The sequence below is a fragment of the Lactobacillus hamsteri DSM 5661 = JCM 6256 genome (assembly GCF_000615445.1).
Classification (GTDB): domain Bacteria; phylum Bacillota; class Bacilli; order Lactobacillales; family Lactobacillaceae; genus Lactobacillus; species Lactobacillus hamsteri.
Genome location: NZ_BALY01000001.1, coordinates 97,151 through 112,877, shown reverse-complemented (window position 1 = coordinate 112,877; position 15,727 = coordinate 97,151). Strand labels below are relative to the sequence as shown.

At 35.4% G+C, this 15,727-nt stretch carries 15 protein-coding genes and 1 pseudogene; 3 read left to right on the top strand and 13 right to left on the bottom strand.

Translation table 11 applies throughout. The annotated features are described in order from the left end of the window. Nucleotides 1-17: 17 nt before the first annotated feature. A complete protein-coding gene (locus JCM6256_RS00555) occupies nucleotides 18-2,414 on the bottom strand; it encodes a phosphoketolase family protein (RefSeq protein WP_025079910.1) in 2,397 nt (798 codons plus the stop codon). A gap of 310 nt (nucleotides 2,415-2,724) precedes the next feature. Here JCM6256_RS00555 and JCM6256_RS09320 point away from each other — a divergent pair. Then, nucleotides 2,725-3,196, top strand: a pseudogene (locus JCM6256_RS09320) (DeoR family transcriptional regulator); the annotation flags it as partial. A 98-nt stretch (nucleotides 3,197-3,294) separates the two neighbouring features. Here the strand turns inward: JCM6256_RS09320 and JCM6256_RS00545 are convergent. Continuing rightward, on the bottom strand, nucleotides 3,295-4,479 hold the full coding sequence (locus JCM6256_RS00545) for an RNA-guided endonuclease TnpB family protein (RefSeq protein WP_025079909.1): 1,185 nt from the start codon (nucleotides 4,477-4,479) through the stop codon (nucleotides 3,295-3,297). Between the two features lie 108 nt (nucleotides 4,480-4,587). Here JCM6256_RS00545 and JCM6256_RS09315 point away from each other — a divergent pair, with 108 nt between their 5' ends. Beyond that, complete coding sequence (locus JCM6256_RS09315) at nucleotides 4,588-4,953, top strand: bacteriocin immunity protein (protein ID WP_025079908.1); 366 nt, start codon at nucleotides 4,588-4,590, stop codon at nucleotides 4,951-4,953. Between the two features lie 197 nt (nucleotides 4,954-5,150). Here the strand turns inward: JCM6256_RS09315 and JCM6256_RS00535 are convergent, their stop codons facing one another. Further along, nucleotides 5,151-6,071: an SLAP domain-containing protein gene (locus JCM6256_RS00535; protein ID WP_025079907.1), complete on the bottom strand. Its 921-nt coding sequence runs from the start codon at nucleotides 6,069-6,071 to the stop codon at nucleotides 5,151-5,153. Between the two features lie 338 nt (nucleotides 6,072-6,409). On the opposite strand from JCM6256_RS00535, the gene JCM6256_RS00525 reads away from it, so the two are divergent. Next, a complete protein-coding gene (locus JCM6256_RS00525) occupies nucleotides 6,410-7,279 on the top strand; it encodes an Rgg/GadR/MutR family transcriptional regulator (protein WP_025079906.1) in 870 nt (289 codons plus the stop codon). A 256-nt stretch (nucleotides 7,280-7,535) separates the two neighbouring features. Here JCM6256_RS00525 and JCM6256_RS00520 read toward each other — a convergent pair whose 3' ends face one another. From JCM6256_RS00520 to JCM6256_RS00475, 10 genes are all read right to left on the bottom strand, one after another. Continuing rightward, nucleotides 7,536-8,261 (bottom strand): GntR family transcriptional regulator, encoded by a 726-nt coding sequence (locus JCM6256_RS00520; RefSeq protein ID WP_025079905.1) that lies wholly within the window; start codon nucleotides 8,259-8,261, stop codon nucleotides 7,536-7,538. Next, entirely contained in the window at nucleotides 8,262-9,185 is a 924-nt protein-coding gene (locus JCM6256_RS00515; protein WP_025079904.1) for a nucleoside hydrolase, read from the bottom strand. Between the two features lie 126 nt (nucleotides 9,186-9,311). Beyond that, nucleotides 9,312-10,007, bottom strand: a complete 696-nt coding sequence (gene rpiA, locus JCM6256_RS00510) for a ribose-5-phosphate isomerase RpiA (RefSeq protein WP_025079903.1) — start codon at nucleotides 10,005-10,007, stop codon at nucleotides 9,312-9,314. A 2-nt stretch (nucleotides 10,008-10,009) separates the two neighbouring features. Further along, a complete protein-coding gene (gene rbsK, locus JCM6256_RS00505; RefSeq protein ID WP_025079902.1) occupies nucleotides 10,010-10,930 on the bottom strand; it encodes a ribokinase in 921 nt (306 codons plus the stop codon). A 93-nt stretch (nucleotides 10,931-11,023) separates the two neighbouring features. Next, entirely contained in the window at nucleotides 11,024-11,491 is a 468-nt protein-coding gene (locus JCM6256_RS00500; protein ID WP_025079901.1) for a Dps family protein, read from the bottom strand. 93 nt (nucleotides 11,492-11,584) lie between these two features. Continuing rightward, nucleotides 11,585-12,514, bottom strand: a complete 930-nt coding sequence (locus JCM6256_RS00495; protein WP_025079900.1) for an alpha/beta hydrolase family protein — start codon at nucleotides 12,512-12,514, stop codon at nucleotides 11,585-11,587. 69 nt (nucleotides 12,515-12,583) lie between these two features. Then, nucleotides 12,584-13,246 (bottom strand): amino acid ABC transporter permease, encoded by a 663-nt coding sequence (locus JCM6256_RS00490; RefSeq protein ID WP_025079899.1) that lies wholly within the window; start codon nucleotides 13,244-13,246, stop codon nucleotides 12,584-12,586. A 13-nt stretch (nucleotides 13,247-13,259) separates the two neighbouring features. Beyond that, nucleotides 13,260-13,892, bottom strand: a complete 633-nt coding sequence (locus JCM6256_RS00485) for an amino acid ABC transporter permease (protein ID WP_025079898.1) — start codon at nucleotides 13,890-13,892, stop codon at nucleotides 13,260-13,262. Continuing rightward, entirely contained in the window at nucleotides 13,892-14,734 is an 843-nt protein-coding gene (locus JCM6256_RS00480) for a transporter substrate-binding domain-containing protein (protein WP_025079897.1), read from the bottom strand. Before JCM6256_RS00480 ends, JCM6256_RS00485 begins: the two co-directional genes overlap by 1 nt. A gap of 18 nt (nucleotides 14,735-14,752) precedes the next feature. Further along, nucleotides 14,753-15,490: an amino acid ABC transporter ATP-binding protein gene (locus JCM6256_RS00475; protein ID WP_025079896.1), complete on the bottom strand. Its 738-nt coding sequence runs from the start codon at nucleotides 15,488-15,490 to the stop codon at nucleotides 14,753-14,755. Nucleotides 15,491-15,727: the final 237 nt, after the last annotated feature.

Here is a 15,727-nt window from a genome sequence, read left to right as displayed (position 1 = left end):
ATTTTACATTTTATTTATTACTTAAGGCCTTCCCATTTCCATTCCGTAACTTCAGGAATATCCTTACCATTATCACGGATGTATTGGTGGTGCTTAGCAAGCAATTTATCCATTTCATCTATAAAGTCTGCATGCTTACCAGCCAAACTTGGGATACTTTCAACAGCATCTTTAGCCAAATCGAAACGATCAAGATGGTTCAATACACGCATATCAAATGGAGTAGTAATATCACCATTTTCTTCATAACAGTGAATATGAACATTATAACGTTTACGACCGAACCAAATGGATTCCATCATACTCTTGTAACCATGCCATGCAAAAATAATTGGCACATCTGTTGGGAAGAGACGATCAAATTCTTTTTGTGAAATTGCATTTGGATTATCATCAGTGTTAATCAACTTCATAACATCAACAACGTTAATGTAACGAATCTTAAGCTCTGGGAACTTCTTATGCAAAATATCAATAGCCGCTAAAGTTTCCAAAGTTGGTTCTGTTTCTGTTGAAGCAAAAACAACATCTGGTTTTGCGCCCTTATCAGTTGAAGCCCAATCAATATAGCCTAAACCTTTATCAACAAGTTTTTCAGCTTCTTCAATTGAGAACCATTGTGGACGAGACTGCTTTGAAGTTACCAACACATTAATACATTCACGATCTTGGAATGCCTTATTAGATACGGCAAGCAAAGTATTAGTGTCTGAAGGTAAGTATTCATGAATAAGATCTGGGCGATTCTTTTCATATAAATGAGTCAAGATACCTGGATCTTGGTGAGTGTACCCATTGTGATCTTGTTGGAATACAGTAGACGTTGCAACAAAGTTAAGAGCTGGGTAATCATGACGCCAATATTGTTCCTTAGCTTTTCTAAGCCATTTCATATGTTGAGTAAGCATTGAATCTACAACGCGACCAAATGCTTCATAAGTTGCAAAGAAACCATGACGACCAGTCAAAACATATCCTTCAAGGAAACCTTCATCTTGGTGTTCTGACAATTGTGAATCAATAACACGACCACTTGGAGCCATATTTTCATCATTTGGTTCATGAACTTCCAATTCCCATTGACGTTTTTGATCGTCAAGCAAGCTGAATAAACGATTTGACTTAGATTCATCAGGACCAAAACCACGGAATGTGTCAGGATTTAACTTAGCCACTTCATTCAAATACTTAGCCCATTCCACCATATCTTCAGCTTCCATTTGACCTGGCTTAAACTTCAAAGCGTACTTGCGATAATCTGGCAAGTTTAAACGCTTAGGATTCTTGCCTCCATTAGTAACTGGATTCATAGCCATTCTATGGTCGCCTTCAGCAGTGTTTTCAGTCACAATTTCCTTAGGTGAACCATCTTCATTGAACAATTCTTCCGGCTTGTAACTTTCGAGCCAATCAACGAGCATATCCTTGTGAGTCATATCACTTTGAGATACAGGAATTGGAATTTGATGGGCACGGAAGGAGTTCTCAACTGGGTTACCATCTAAATCCTTCTTTGGGCCTGTCCAACCTTTTGGACATTGGAAAATAATCATTGGCCAATGTGGCAAAGTTGCATCGTTGTTTTCACGTGCGTGCTTTTGAATAGCCTTGATCTTTTCAATAACTTCGTCCATGGTCTTAGCCATTTCTTCATGAATTTGCATTGGATCTTTTTCACCATCAAAGCGTCCGCCCTTAAAGACAGAAACAAAATAAGGATCCCAACCCATACCGTGGAAGTATTCGGTTAATTCTTCATCGCTCATTCTAGAAACAATAGTTGGGTTAGAAATCTTAAAACCATTGATTTGTAAAATTGGAAGAACGGCACCGTCTTTAATTGGATTAATAAATTTGTCACTAAACCAGCTTGCTGCAAGAGGACCAGTTTCTGCTTCCCCATCACCGATTTCAACAGCAGCAATTACATCTGGATTATCCAAAATTGCGCCTGTACCGTGAGAAAGTGCATATCCCAATTCTCCACCTTCGTGAATTGAACCTGGAGTTTCAGGAGCAGCATGAGAAGCAACTCCGCCTGGAAAACTAAAACGTTTGAAAAGTTTAGTCATTCCCTCTTCATCTTGGGTGATTTCTGGATAACGTTCAGTATATGAACCATCAAGATATGAATTGGAAACCATAACTTGGCCACCATGACCTGAGCCTTCAATATAAAACATATCTAAGTTGTATTTTTTAAGGACACGATTTAAGTGAGCATAAATAAAGTTTTGTGGTGCAATTGTACCCCAGTGTCCAATTGGCTTAGGTTTAATATCTTCAGCAACTAATGGAGTCTTAAGAAGTGGATTCTTCATTAAGAAAAGCTGACCAACTGATAAATAGTTAGCTGCACGCCAGTAAGCATCAACGCTCTTTAAGTATTCTTTTGAATTGTAATCGACTGACATTTACAATCTCCTTTGAAATAATTTTATTTATTTTGATAACGTTTTCTCGTTTTATTTATAACTCTATAATACCAATTTTTTACAAAAGTTCAACTATTTTATTAATTGGTACCACCCAATTATTATGAATGAATTTAAGCGTTTCATTTACTACAATTATTAGTAATCACTGATTTATCAGTATTTTGATTTCTACATATCTGTATTCGCTTTTGTAAATACGGATATATGCTTAATAAAAAATATTAAACACGCACCAAATAAATATTTTTATTTCTAGTCATGATAGTATTCGATGTGGAGGAAGAAAATGACACAAGAAAAAAGATTAATCGAAATTAAACAGATGCTAAAAGACAAACATCAATTATCAACCCGTTTTTTAGCATCCCACTTTAAAGTCTCTTTTGATACGGCGCGTCGCGATGTCCTTCGGTTAACCACGACCGGACAAGCAATTAGAATTCATGGGGGCTTAATGGAAATTAATCAAAATGATGTGCCAGACTTTTTATCTCGTAATCAAATTCAATCTCCGATTAAAGAAAAAATGGCTAAAGTAGCCAAACGTTTCATTCATCCTGGACAATTTGATTTCATTGGTCCCTCTACAACTTTATGTCAGTTATGCAATATGCTTGGTGGAATCGATTTGCAAATAGTTACTAATTCAATCGATAATGCGGCAGCTTTGATGCGTTATCCGCTTCCAGCCGTCAGCATGCTCGGTGGAGAAATCAAAAAAAAGCGAACGCCTTACCTATTCTGCCTCCTCTTTAGATGAAATGAACTACACCGGCACTAAAGTGCCGGGGTTCTGGGAACACTAAGTAGTGTTTAGGATCTTACATTGATTGCTCAAATACCTAACTCACGGAACTCAGCTCTTTACCATGGCCAGTCCCTGACCATTTGGCTTTGCTTTATACAAGATATTAATTGCCGCGTTAATATCCCGGTCATGCCTAGTTTGACACTTAGGACAAGTCCATTCACGAATCTCTAATGGCTTGGCGCCGCTGTTATAGCCACATTCTGAGCAAATTCTTGAAGTGTTTTTAGGATCTACCGCAATTAGTCTTTTACCATACCACTTGCATTTATATTCCAGCATTTGTCTAAACATCCGCCATGAAGCATTGGCGATTGATTTGGCCAGGCAGTGATTGTGTTGAAGATTCTTGGTTTTCAAATCTTCGATGACAATCACATCATACTGCTTAACCAAATGTGTCGTTAACTTATGCAAATAGTCTCTACGCTGATTAGTTGCTTTAGCTTGATATCTGGCTTTTAGTTTTTGGGCTTTTTGCCAATTAACAAAGTTTTCCACGCTTCTAGGACAAAGCACTTTTCTATTTTTATCCTGCAAAGCCAACAGCTTAGCCAAATGTCTGCGGCGGGAATATTTTCTTTGCCATGCTTTGGCTTTCTTTTCAAAATAAGAGCCATCAAAGCTAGGGTATTTCAAGCCATTAGACAGAATTGCTAAATCAGCTATACCGACATCGATGCCAATTTCTCTGCCAGTTAAGCGAAGCTTTTGGGGTTCAGACACTTCTGCCTGCAGGGACAGATAATATTTGCCCGTTGATTCAAGCACAACCGTATAACGCTTGATTTTAGCACCTTCCAAAAACCCTGTTTTACTGGTTTTAATATAACCCAACTTAGGGATCTTCAGGTATCGCTTGCCAGCAACTTTGATGATCGACTTGCCAGTATAAGACTTCTTTAAATACTTGCGTGAATGAAAGCGCGGCTTGCCAATTTGGCCGCTTTTATCTTGAAAAAAGTTTTTCCAAGACTGGGTTAAAAATTCATTAACTACCTGCAGGCTTGAAGAATCGCTATTTTTCAAAAAGGGATATTCTTTCTTAAGCGGCTTAAGCAGGTAATTCAGCTTAAACTTGCCCAAAAAAGGCAAATCCTTATTGTTCTGGTAGCGCTCGTTCATCATAGCCAGCATCTGATTCCAGACAAAACGGTCATTGCCAAACATCTGCTCAAGCTGGTCTTGCTGGGTTTTATTAGGGTAGAGCCTTAATTTGATTCCTTTCAGCACATTTGTTCCTCCCTTCTAGTAACATTATATCAAACATATGTTCAAGAAAGAATGGGAACAAGCAAAAAACTAAAGAAAAAGCCGAATTCATCACAAGATTAAAATCCCGTGTTTTCTCCGGCATATAATCAATATAAACAAGCAAAAAAAGAAGAACAAGTTTATCAAATTTTAGATAAGTTTTATCGTAGTTTTTTTACCGATATGTACAATGAGTTAAATATTCATCGTTATCGTCAAATTAGGGACACCATTGGTTTAGTGATGCGTAAATTTGATGAACATGATCATCCACTAGCTTACACTAGCAAGTTGGTGATGTATATTCAAAGCCAAGTAGCAATAAATCATTTACCGTTAACTCGTCAGCAACAAGAATATATGCGTGAATTAACGAATCAAACTAAGTATGTCAATCTGAATTATGTCTACAGCGGTCCAGTAAATGATGCCAAACAATTCTCACGATTGTAGTTTATTTTCTAGATCAAAAACGAATCCATAAAAAAGTATCTGGGGAAAAACTAATTCTCAGATACCAAAAGACGATCAATCCAACTCTTGATTTGAGTTGCTTGACCGTCTTTTTCTTATTCTTTTTATTTGGGCTTAAAGAAGATTGTTTCTTAGACTATCTAAAATTGTTGTATTTTATTTCTCCTTGGATCAATCTAATACCGTGGATATTGCAATGGAAATGTCTTAATATCTGGACCAAAAATATAGTTTTCAGTACCTTTTACTCGCCAATAAGTTCTACCAACTTGGTATTCTCTATCAACGACTACTTTTTGACCTGGTTCAAATGAAAACGTCTTTTTCGTCAGTTTCATCCCATCACTATTTTTCTTCCAGATATAATATTTTCCTGTATCTTTACGCCATGGTTTTCCTATTACAACTGTAGCTTCAGCTGCCTTTAACTTTTTACCATTTATATAACCAATATTAATAGCTTTAATATAACCGCCATCGCCAATATTGTAGTATTGTTTACCTTTAACGGTACGATAACTTGGCCAAAGCATCTTGTCAGCTGTAGGTTGATTACCCGTATTAAAGTAATAAAACTTCGGCAAATTTTTATCCGTATTAGGCATTTCATTTAATTTACCAACGTAATTAACAGCTGTTCCTTTTCTAATCAAGATATTGGATTTACTTCCCTGATACTTCTTCAATCTTTTGCCGTTTTTGTCATAAATATATGAGTTTCTATATACGCTAAGCGTACCTTTGTTATCAAGGGAAGCAACATTGTAGCCCAATACATATCCGCCTTTACCAATGTTATAGAAAATAGCTTTTTTATTAGTATTCCTATGATACCAATTCATATATTTAGGCTTTCCGTAATAATCGACAGTTGTACCTTCCTCAAGGTGAGCCTTTTCAAGATAGGTTCCTGCTCCAGGATAATCGTTTAATGGCTTTCCATTTTTGTCATATACTAACGCACCACCAAAACGCATAGTAATGGTATTTTCAGATGTTGCTGCTTGAGCTTGATAAGCGTTTATTTCAGAAAAGCCAAAAGCTAATCCGGTAGACATCAATAATACTGAGCCAATTAATGCTTTTTTTAAATTCATATGATCTTCCCTTCTATGATAAAGATATTTGCCTTGAATTATTTCTTCAAAGCTTACTCTAATTAAATCATCATTTATTCTTTCATTGTGCTTTCTTCCCAGATATGGGAGTAAAATTATCTATATTTTTCCAGCAAAAGGAAAAGAATTATTCCCAATAATGAGAATAATTCTTAAAATCTAATATATTTATGAAATAATGTTTAGTGATTTAAGTAATTAAACATCACCATGAAATTACCTGGATTAAAGTGTGTGATTAATCCTCCACCTATAACGATAGTAATTATGGCTTGTATCCATTGTTTTTTATTTTGCATTAGTAAGGAATCTCTTTCATGACTAAAGATATAAAAGATCCAATTTATGGACCAAAATTTCGAGAATTAAGAAAACAAAACAATATTGACATAGTAACAGCTGCACAAGGAATAACCAGTAAATCTAGCCTTGACCGGTGGGAAAAAGGTAATGATAACTTATCTTTTAGTAAGGTGATTGACCTTCTTTACAGAATTCACATTCAACCTGACGAGTTTCTCGGTTCAAATACTCCATCACAACTAGCAAACTTATATAAACAATCAATGATTGCCTATTACTATAGCGATCTTCCGACCTTAAGAAACCTTGCCCAAAGATATCTTGAACTTTATAAAGATTCTCCTAAAGAAAAGGTATACGTTTTTCAAGCTTCAATCGCATGTAATTTCTATCAGGACTTGACCAACAAGAATATTTTTCCTAATTCTCTTCAGGTAAAATTAAACGAATATTTTTCCAATCTAGAAAACTGGACTTACGAAAATATTCTTTACTTTTCATGCACACAATTATTAATAAAGCCTCAATTATTATTTAGATTGGGCAAATCATTAATTAATTTTTCTATTGAAAATCACATTAACAGACAAAATTGGCATTCTTTATTACTAGAAGCAATTTTAAATGCAATTTTTGCTTTACTAAAAATGAAACAACCGGATAAAGCTCAAGAACTGGTAGACGGTTTTTACACTATGAAATTCAATGAAAATTTCATATTAGAACAAATAAGGATTAATTTTATGACATCTTTAATCCAATATACATCTACCAAAGATAAATCAGAAATTCACTCTCAATTGCTCTCTATTAAAAATCTTGGACTAGATCATCTATATAACGATTTAAAATTTGCAGCGAATCAGATATTCAGCCTCTATTAGCACCACTTCCTCTAAAGAGATGACTACACTTTTGAAAATAATACAAAAGTTAAGGGATTAAGAATTGCTATTGGTGCTAGCCGTTACACCGCCAGAATTGCATTTAAGAGTAGAAATTAGTCAAAATGTATTATTATAAGATAAAGACTCTGGGAAATAAGTCTTAATTTGATTTAATCATGATTCTTTAGAAAGTAAAAACACTGATATATCAACGTTTATTTAACGATGATTATCAGTGTTTTCTTTACATAAATTAACCATTTAAATTTACGAAAGTATTGAATCGCATGTATTTATAATGGACACGCATATTAGAAATTTCAAAAGGCGTTCCATCATCTAAGAAGAAAATCCCCTCCATAACGCCGACTGGTTCGGTTTCCTTAAGCTTCATTTGCTTTTGATCTTCTTCATTAGATGGTTCAACTGTAATATTTAAGAATGATTTAGTTACCGTCTTGCTTTGCTCATCTTCTAGATAGTTAAAAAGAGACGATTGCAAAATTTCCGGCGTAAGTTCCGGCATTATTTTAATTGGTAAATAACCCGTTTCAATTAAAAATGGCTGCTTATCGAGTAAACGCAAACGTTTGAATTCATAAACAAAATCATTTTCCTTCAAAAACAAATCCTGGGCAATTTCTGAAGAAGCTTTAATAACATGAAAATCAAGAAGCTTAATCGTCTGCTTTTTACCTGGCATCCGGAAACTATCAGTCAAACCCAAATTAGAACCCTCATATTGAAATAAGGCTTGATTTTTTAAATACAGCGGATTGATAAAAGTTCCACTACCGCGCTTTTTAAAAACGATCCCTTGATCAGCTAGCAATCCTAAAGCTCTCTTCATCGATGAACGACTGACATCATAATGTTCAGCTAAACTCCGTTCATCAGGAAGACGCATCCCTTCGTAATTGCCATTTAAAATATTCTGCTTAATATCTCGCATTACGTTACGATAAACAAAATCCGCCATTTAAATTCTTCCTTGATCAGCAACTTTAATACTATTAATAAACCATTGCGCAAATTTATCAACATCAACGTCCGTAGCGATTTCCGCATTTGGCTTATCACTCATGAAATCAATTACACTGGCACCATAAGTGTAGCGACCGGCAAGTTCAATTTCGACATTCGCTTTTTTCATTGTAAATACTTCTGGACAAAGGATAAGACCAACAGCTGTTGGATCAAAGATCTTAATACGTGGATCGCCATCAGGCTCACGAATATTTGAGAATAAAGAATAGAGCATGTTGCCAACTGCACCGCAAGCTTTAATTTGCTTCATCTGTTCAGGCGTAACATGAGCTTTATTGCCAATTTCAAGAGGAGCAACTTTAACCTTCAAACCGCTATGAAAGACAACTTGTGCAGCTTCAGGATCACCAGCAATGTTATATTCAGCAAGCGGACTGTGATTGCCTCGCCCAATATTTCCACCCATGATGACTAATTCTTCAATATTTTCCACGACATTTGGATATTGCTTCAAAAGCAAAGCATAATCAGTCAAAGGTCCAATACCTAATAAAGTTACCTTTTCTGGACTATCCATAATAGCGTTATACATCACAGTTGCAGCTAAACCTGGAACAATCAATTCTTCGGTAGCTTCTTCAAAGTCAAAACCAGCTACACCAGTTTTTCCATGAACTGATGCTGCACTAATTTTAGGTGCTACAAGAGGTTGACTTGCGCCAGAAACAACTGGTACTTCTGTATGCAAAAACTTTTCTAAGTTAAGCGTGTTTTGCAAAGTATATTCAAGTGCTACGTTACCCCAAGTTGGAACAATCATTTTAACATCTAAGTCCTTGGCAAAAAGACTAATAGTCATTGCCGCAATGTCGTCAATTCCGGGGTCAGTAGAAATAATTAATGGCTTTTTGGTCATTAAAATCTTCCTTTCAACTTTCATTCGTGTAAGTTAATGATACCAAATGTTGGCAAAACTTGTTGTTTTTTATTTTTGGAAAAATAAAAACGAGTGCATAACACTCGCTTTCACTATTTATAATAATTATTTTATCTTTTCTTCAATTGTACCATCGCTATGCGCAATAATTACTTCATCACACATATCAAGGAACAAACCATGTTCAACAACACCAACAGTGTGATCCAAGTAATCAGCCAAGCCATGAGGTGCAGGAACAGGATCAGCCGCTAAATCAATAATATAGTTGCCGTAGTGAGTCACATAGCGTTTACCATTTTCGTCTTTACGCCATTGTGGCTTTAAACCTTCTTGTTCAAACTTCTTAAAGTTTTGTTCACAAGAAATTGGCAATACTTCAACTGGAAGTGGGAAACCACTTAAATGATGAACCAGCTTGGATTCATCTACAATCCAAATAATCTTCTTGGAATTAATGGCAACATTCTTTTCTAAAGTTAAAGCACCACCGCCACCTTTAATTCCGTCCAAGTTGTCAGCAACACGATCGGCACCATCCACTGTTAAATCAGCTTGATCAATATCAGCCAATTCATCAACTTTAAAGCCTAAGCTTTCAAGTTGTTTCTTGCTTCTATTAGAAGTTGTCACAATATGCTTTAATGAAAAGCCTTCTTTTTCTTTTCTTTCACCTAAAGCATCAATAAAAAAGGCAACTGTTGAGCCAGTTCCGACACCTAACACAGAATTAGGCTTTACCATTTGTGCTGCTTTTGTTGCAGCTTCTTTTTTTAATTGATCTTGTTCTTTTTTATCCATATTTATTTCTCCATCAAATCTTGAACTTCTTTAGCAGTTGGAATTGAAGGTTGGGCACCTAAACGTTGAACGGCAATTGATGATGCACGACTAGCAATTGTTGCAGCTTCTTCAATATTTGATAAATCTTTTTCCAAATTTCCTGCTAAAAAGCCGATAAAAGTATCGCCAGCTCCAGTTGTATCAGTTGCTTCTACCTTAAAGGCAGGAACTAACTTTTCTACAGAATCTGTTGAAATATATGAACCCTTGTCTCCATAAGTAATTAAGACATTCTTAACGCCTAATTCATGAAGTTTTTTAGCATTGATAGCAATATCATCTTCATTTTTAATTGGAACGCCAGTAATAACTGCACTTTCTGTTTCATTTGGTGTAATTAAATCAGTTAATTGAAGCAATTCGCTAGGAATTTTTTCAATTGCAGGCGCAGGATTCAAGATAGTTATAGCACCTTGCTTTTTAGCTAATTTAAATGCTTCAATCGTAGCATCTAATGGTGTTTCAAATTGTGCAATCACACAATCTACTTTTCCAAGCAAATTGCTTGCTGCATCAATATCTGCCGCATTTAATTTATAGTTAGCACCGTGATCAATGATGATATCGTTTTGTCCCTCATCATTTAAAGTAATATAAGCATGGCCAGTATCTTCACCAGCAGTTGCTTGTACATAATCTAAAGAAACACCATAGCTCTTAAGCTGCTTCATCATAAATTCGCCAAAACTATCTTCACCAACGCGCGAAATAAAGTCAGTTTCTGCACCACTTTTAGCAGCCGCAATAGCTTGGTTAGCTCCTTTTCCACCACCGGCGATTGTTACTTCTGACGCATTAATAGTTTCGCCAGGCTTGGGAAAATCTTTAACATGTAAAGTCGTATCAACATTACTTGATCCAATAACAACGATTTTTTTCATGTTTTATCCTCTTCTAAATAGCATGTTATAACGATTTCATTATAACAAAAAAGCACTTTCAAAAGTGCTTTTTTAAACCTATTTAATTAAATGTTATTGATCAATTTCTGGAGCTTTGCCAATTTCAGCAGACATCATCCAAATACGCTTTTCAATAGCTGTATGGAAGCCAGTAAGCATATCATTAGTTGAGTAGTCTCCTTCTTCATCACTAACTTCGATACCCTTTTCATATAAGTTATCTAAATAGTGGTAACCATCAACAATTTTAGCATAGCGTTCATCAATGGTTTCATCCCAGTTACCTTTTTCATCAGGAATCTTTGTCTTTTCAACAATTTCACCTAAAGTGGAAACTGGATTACCATCCAAAGTAATCAATCTTTCTGAAACTTGATCAAGTTGATCAGCTAATTCATCCATTACATCATCAAGATATGGGTGAAGCTTTAGGAAACGGTTACCACGCATGTACCAATGATGTTGGTGAACAACCATGTGCATTTGAGTCAAGTCAGCAACTAATTGATTTAAAATTTCTTTTGTTTTTGGATATTTCATCTTTTTCTCCTTGCTAGGAATATCTTTCATATTCTTTAAACATCATAGCACACAAAGAAAGCACTTTCGCAATTATTAGCTCAATAGCAAATGTTATTTTTCACTATCTTTATCTTTCAAAAAACTAGTCTTGTTAAAAATTTCCGTCAACTTATTCCAAGCCTTATGATCAGGAAAACGTCTCTGCAATTCATCTAATTTTTCTTCGGCTAATTTGCTAAATTCAGGTCTTTGCCCCATCCTTTCAATTGAACGGGCCAAATCATTTGAGCGTGTTAAAAGTTTCCGCTCACTCATACTTTCTTCTAAAAAAGCATCATCAACATCGCGCAATTTCAAATTGCCATTTTCATCAAATTTATAACCGCCCCACATATGTTGCTTAATTGGCTGCATGGGCTCGCTATCAATATAGCGTAATTGTCCAACCATATGATGACTTGCTGTGATTCCCAAAGTTACAGGATCATAAATATCTACATAATTGAATATTTTATGCCGCATCTTACTAATTTTTGCCCTTTGATGCTGATCTAGCAAAATCCAAATATTGGTCCCCTCATATAAATATGCGCCAGCGATCATTTTAGGATGACGACAATTAGCTAAAGCATATTGAGCATTTATCGAACCAAGAGAATGTCCATAAATATAAAAACGGGCTCCCTTAAACTGATGAATCGTTGTATTTAACAATTTGGCTGCTGTTTTCAATTGACTCGGAATTTTCTTTTCATCAGCAAGCAAGGCTACTAAAATAGGCAAATTTGTTCTCAACCATTCATCCCGCCAAGTCGTAGGATTGCCCTTCACAAAGCCATACGATCCTTTAAACAAAATCGTAACTTCATTGGGATTAGTAATCACAAACGCGCGCAAACCATCTTCTTCATAAACCGAATTAGTAACAATCCCGATAAAATGATCACCGACAGTGACTCTTTCTCCCAAACTTAGTTCTTCATAAGATTTTTTAGTTAATTCGACTCTTTCTAAGTCGGTTAATTGTTTATTCGCATCCATAATAATTCCATAAAAAAATACTAACTACACACTTAATATAGCATGCAGTTAGTATTTTAAGAAAATTATTTAATCAGTTTTTGTATCAAATCTCTTTTGCAAGTATGATGCAACCATTGATAAGCAGAAACAAACGATGAAGTACATTACCGCAATAATCAAGTACATTGGGATCATGTATCTAGTATCTTGACTGTAAACGATTTGTGCTCTGTAAAGAAGTTCCGGCAAAATGATGATTGTTGCAAGTGAAGTATCCTTTACCAACGATACAAACTGTGACAAAAGCGTTGGAATCATCTTAAGAAGAGCTTGTGGCATGACAACGTAGAACATTGCTTGCATGTAAGTCATACCGTTGCTTCGTGCACCTTCCATTTGACCGCTTGGAACGGCGCCAATTCCAGAACGAACAATTTCAGCAATCATACATGATTCAAATACTACTAAAGCGATAATTGAAGCTACGACTGCGTTTACTCTAAGTCCAATTCCCGGCAAACCGAAGTAAGTAAAGAAGATAATCAAAAGAAGCGGCAAGTTACGAATAATATCAACTACGAAACCAACAACTTTTGATAAAATCGGAATTTTAGTATAACGAACCGTTCCTAAAACCAAGCCGATAATAAAACTTAAAGCAATTGAAATTAATGAAACATAAATTGTAACCCACAATCCTCGAAGAAGGAAGTGAATGTTAATCCATGAATATGCATTTGCGAAATCCATTTATATTCCTCCCTTATTTTCTTTCTAGGTATTGCATGTAGTATGAAAGTGGCAAAGTTAAGATCAAGTAGAAAATTCCGACAATAATATAAGTAGGAATTGTTTGGAAAGTTGTTGATGCAATAACATCACCTTGATACATCAAGTCAAAACCAGCAACAAAGGCAAGAACTGATGAGTTCTTAATCAAGTTAACAAACTGATTTCCAAGTGGTGGAATAACGATCTTAAAAGCTTGTGGCAAAATTACGTAGCGCATTGCTTGCCAGTAAGTCATACCATTGCTTCGTGCACCTTCCATTTGTCCATCACCGACAGATTGAATTCCTGAACGAACAGTTTCAGAAATAAATGCAGAAGTATACAAAGTTAAACCAATTGTACCTGCAGTAAAACCATTCATTTTTACCCAGAATTGAGGAATAACCAAGTAGAAGATCATTGCGATAACTAACAATGGAATATTTCTAAAAATTTCGATATAAACACGCGCTACACCACGCCAGAATTTATTTGGCATAGTTTCTAAAATGGCAAAACCTGAGCCAATGATCAAACTAAAGACTAAAGCTAAAATACTACACCAAATAGTATTCCAGAAGCCGATCAAAAAGGTTTGCCAATTATTTACTAATAACGACCACATTATCTTTCAGCCTCCTTAATACTAAATCCTGGGATACCATCAAACCATTTATGCATTAAACGATTGTATGTACCATTCTTTTCAAGTTCATCTAAAGCCTTGTTGATTGCATGAACCATCTTGGTTTGTCCTTTATCAACAGCTACACCATAAGGTTCATGAGTAAAGGTTCCGCCTACTACGTGATAACCCTTATTTTCGGCAGCAATACCTGCCAAAATACCATTATCGGTACTCATTGCTTGACCTTGACCTGCCTTTAAAGCTGTGAAGGCTTGACCATAGTCATCATATTCAAGTACGCGAGCTTTTGGTGCAAACTTACGAATATTGGCAACCGCAGTTGTACCTTTTACAGCAACAACTACCATTCCTTTTTTATTCAAATCTTTAATACTTTTAACTTTACTCTTAGCTGGTACAAGCAAAGACTGTCCCGCATTGAAATATGGCTTAGAAAAACTTACTTCCTTTTTACGGTCAGGAGTAATAGTTACAGTTGCCATTAATGCATCAACATTACCGTTTTTCAAAACAGGGATCTTAGTCTTTGATGAAGTTTGGAAAAGTTCAGCCTTTGCATCTTTCCCCAACATTTGTTTAGTGATAGCCTTAGCTAAATCAATATCAAACCCTACTAAACGGTCCTTCTTGATGTCCATTAAACCAAATAAACGCGTATCATTCCTTACGCCCCAAATAATCGTCTTACTTGATTTAACTTGGTCATAAACATCATTTTTTGCTTTTTCTTCTTGACCGTAGCTTTCACAGGCAGATAAACTTACTGCTGCTGTCAAAAGCACGGCAACAACAACGAGTTTTTTCCATAATTTACGCATCTAAACCCTCCACTTCGATTATTTAGTAATAATCTTGCTTAAGAATTCCTTAGCACGTTCAGTATTTGGATGATCAAAGAATTCTTCAGGTTTTCTGTCTTCAAGAACATGTCCTTGGTCAAAGAAAATCAAACGGTTGGCAACTTCACGAGCAAAGCCCATTTCGTGAGTAACAACTACCATAGTGATTCCTTGTTCGGCAACTAACTTCATAACATCAAGAACATCCTGAATCATTTCTGGGTCAAGAGCAGAAGTTGGTTCGTCAAAAAGAATAACCTTTGGTTTCATTGCAAGAGAGCGGGCAATAGCTACACGTTGTTGCTGACCCCCGGATAAGTTGCGTGGGAACATGTGCGCCTTGTTTTCAAGACCAACTTTTTCAAGCAAGTCCATAGCAATCTCGTCATTTTCCTTCTTAGAACGATGAAGAACAACTCTAGGAGCAAGTTCAATATTTCCTAAAACAGTATGATTTTCATATAAGTTGAAGTGTTGGAAAACCATTCCGACATCTTTACGAATTTTATTGATATTAGTCTTTTTATCGGCTAAATCATAACCGTTTACGATTAACTTTCCTCCATTAATACCTTCAAGTCCATTCATTGTACGAATAAGCGTACTTTTACCTGAACCTGATGGTCCAACAATGGAAACAACTTCGCCTTCGTTAATTGTTAAATTTATATCTTTTAAGGCATGAAATTTGCCATAGTATTTATCAACATGTTGAAATTCAATAATTGGCTTCATGTGGCTATCACCTTTCTTTAAACATAATAATTTTATTTTACCTTTTTTTCATAAAATAAAAAAGTCACATCCTACAATTTCCACACATTCAGTAAAGTAAAATCATAAATAGTTTGCTAGTATTAGTACTATTCAGGCACTTTTTAATAAAAACGTACGTTATTACCTGAATCAAGTATCTAACTATAAATGAAAATATTCGAATTTCTACTAATTATATTTTTGAAAAAATTAAAA

Excerpts from the sequence above, each read along its gene's own strand:
- JCM6256_RS00515 (WP_025079904.1), bottom strand. The coding sequence starts at position 9,185 with ATGACCAAAAAGCCATTAATTATTTCTACTGACCCCGGAATTGACGAC.
- JCM6256_RS00485 (WP_025079898.1), bottom strand. The coding sequence starts at position 13,892 with ATGTGGTCGTTATTAGTAAATAATTGGCAAACCTTTTTGATCGGCTTC.
- JCM6256_RS00480 (WP_025079897.1), bottom strand. The coding sequence starts at position 14,734 with ATGCGTAAATTATGGAAAAAACTCGTTGTTGTTGCCGTGCTTTTGACA.
- JCM6256_RS00490 (WP_025079899.1), bottom strand. The coding sequence starts at position 13,246 with ATGGATTTCGCAAATGCATATTCATGGATTAACATTCACTTCCTTCTT.
- JCM6256_RS00495 (WP_025079900.1), bottom strand. The coding sequence starts at position 12,514 with ATGGATGCGAATAAACAATTAACCGACTTAGAAAGAGTCGAATTAACT.
- rbsK (WP_025079902.1), bottom strand. The coding sequence starts at position 10,930 with ATGAAAAAAATCGTTGTTATTGGATCAAGTAATGTTGATACGACTTTA.
- JCM6256_RS00520 (WP_025079905.1), bottom strand. The coding sequence starts at position 8,261 with ATGGCGGATTTTGTTTATCGTAACGTAATGCGAGATATTAAGCAGAAT.
- JCM6256_RS00475 (WP_025079896.1), bottom strand. The coding sequence starts at position 15,490 with ATGAAGCCAATTATTGAATTTCAACATGTTGATAAATACTATGGCAAA.
- JCM6256_RS00555 (WP_025079910.1), bottom strand. The coding sequence starts at position 2,414 with ATGTCAGTCGATTACAATTCAAAAGAATACTTAAAGAGCGTTGATGCT.
- JCM6256_RS00525 (WP_025079906.1), top strand. The coding sequence starts at position 6,410 with ATGACTAAAGATATAAAAGATCCAATTTATGGACCAAAATTTCGAGAA.
- JCM6256_RS00535 (WP_025079907.1), bottom strand. The coding sequence starts at position 6,071 with ATGAATTTAAAAAAAGCATTAATTGGCTCAGTATTATTGATGTCTACC.
- rpiA (WP_025079903.1), bottom strand. The coding sequence starts at position 10,007 with ATGGATAAAAAAGAACAAGATCAATTAAAAAAAGAAGCTGCAACAAAA.
- JCM6256_RS00500 (WP_025079901.1), bottom strand. The coding sequence starts at position 11,491 with ATGAAATATCCAAAAACAAAAGAAATTTTAAATCAATTAGTTGCTGAC.